This window comes from Gilliamella sp. B3023 (assembly GCF_026536845.1).
GTDB classification, from domain to species: domain Bacteria; phylum Pseudomonadota; class Gammaproteobacteria; order Enterobacterales; family Orbaceae; genus Gilliamella; species Gilliamella apicola_E.
The window spans coordinates 1-1,704 of record NZ_JAFNNH010000006.1 but is presented as its reverse complement, the minus strand read 5'-3'; the positions used below and the strand labels follow the sequence as shown (position 1 = coordinate 1,704).

1 rRNA gene is annotated in these 1,704 nt (G+C 50.3%); it reads right to left on the bottom strand.

Annotation, left to right across the window (positions count from 1 at the left end):
* Window positions 1-6: 6 nt before the first annotated feature.
* Window positions 7-1,544, bottom strand: a 16S ribosomal RNA gene (locus J3U16_RS05045).
* Window positions 1,545-1,704 lie beyond the last annotated feature (160 nt).

The following is a 1,704-nucleotide window of genomic DNA, read 5'->3' as shown; positions in this document are numbered from 1 at the left end:
TCTTCGTAAGGAGGTGATCCAACCGCAGGTTCCCCTACGGTTACCTTGTTACGACTTCACCCCAGTCATGAATCACACCGTGGTAAACGCCCTCCCGAAGGTTAAGCTATCTACTTCTGGTGCAACCCACTCCCATGGTGTGACGGGCGGTGTGTACAAGGCCCGGGAACGTATTCACCGTGACATTCTGATTCACGATTACTAGCGATTCCGACTTCATGGAGTCGAGTTGCAGACTCCAATCCGGACTTAGACGTACTTTGTGAGGTCCGCTTGCTCTCGCGAGGTCGCCTCCCTTTGTATACGCCATTGTAGCACGTGTGTAGCCCTGGTCGTAAGGGCCATGATGACTTGACGTCGTCCCCACCTTCCTCCGCTTTATCAACGGCAGTCTCCTTTGAGTTCCCGACCAAATCGCTGGCAACAAAGGATAAGGGTTGCGCTCGTTGCGGGACTTAACCCAACATTTCACAACACGAGCTGACGACAGCCATGCAGCACCTGTCTCACAGTTCCCGAAGGCACTCTCGCATCTCTGCAAGATTCTGTGGATGTCAAGACCAGGTAAGGTTCTTCGCGTTGCATCGAATTAAACCACATGCTCCACCGCTTGTGCGGGCCCCCGTCAATTCATTTGAGTTTTAACCTTGCGGCCGTACTCCCCAGGCGGTCGATTTATCGCGTTAGCTTCGGAGCCCATCACTCAGGGCAACAAACTCCAAATCGACATCGTTTACAGCGTGGACTACCAGGGTATCTAATCCTGTTTGCTCCCCACGCTTTCGCATCTCAGCGTCAGTATCTGTCCAGAAGGCCGCCTTCGCCACCGGTATTCCTCCACATCTCTACGCATTTCACCGCTACACGTGGAATTCTACCTTCCTCTACAATACTCTAGTTAACCAGTTTTAAGTGCAATTCCTAGGTTGAGCCCAGGGCTTTCACACCTAACTTAATTATCCGCCTACATGCCCTTTACGCCCAGTCATTCCGATTAACGCTCGCACCCTCCGTATTACCGCGGCTGCTGGCACGGAGTTAGCCGGTGCTTCTTCTGTAATTAACGTCAATTGATGCACCTATTAGATACACCACCTTCCTCATTACCGAAAGTACTTTACAACCCGAAGGCCTTCTTCATACACGCGGCATGGCTGCATCAGGGTTTCCCCCATTGTGCAATATTCCCCACTGCTGCCTCCCGTAGGAGTCTGGACCGTGTCTCAGTTCCAGTGTGGCTGGTCATCCTCTCAGACCAGCTAGAGATCGTCGCCTTGGTAAGCCTTTACCTCACCAACTAGCTAATCCCATATGGGTTCATCAAATGGCGCATGGCCCGAAGGTCCCATGCTTTGGTCTCTCAACATTATGCGGTATTAGCAGTCGTTTCCAACTGTTGTCCCCCTCCATTCGGCAGATCCCCATACTTTACTCACCCGTCCGCCACTCGTCATCAAGTGCAAGCACTCATGTTACCGTTCGACTTGCATGTGTTAAGCCTGCCGCCAGCGTTCAATCTGAGCCATGATCAAACTCTTCAATTTAAAGTTTGATGCTCAATAACTGTCTCTGACATATTCAAATGAATCTTCAGTGTCACTTATCAAGACTTAATTTTTTGAGTCCGTAGACTTTTAATTTTTCGTCTCGCAAGTGCCCACACAGATTGTCTGTTTCTTCTTTTTAAAGAGCTGACAGCTTTAA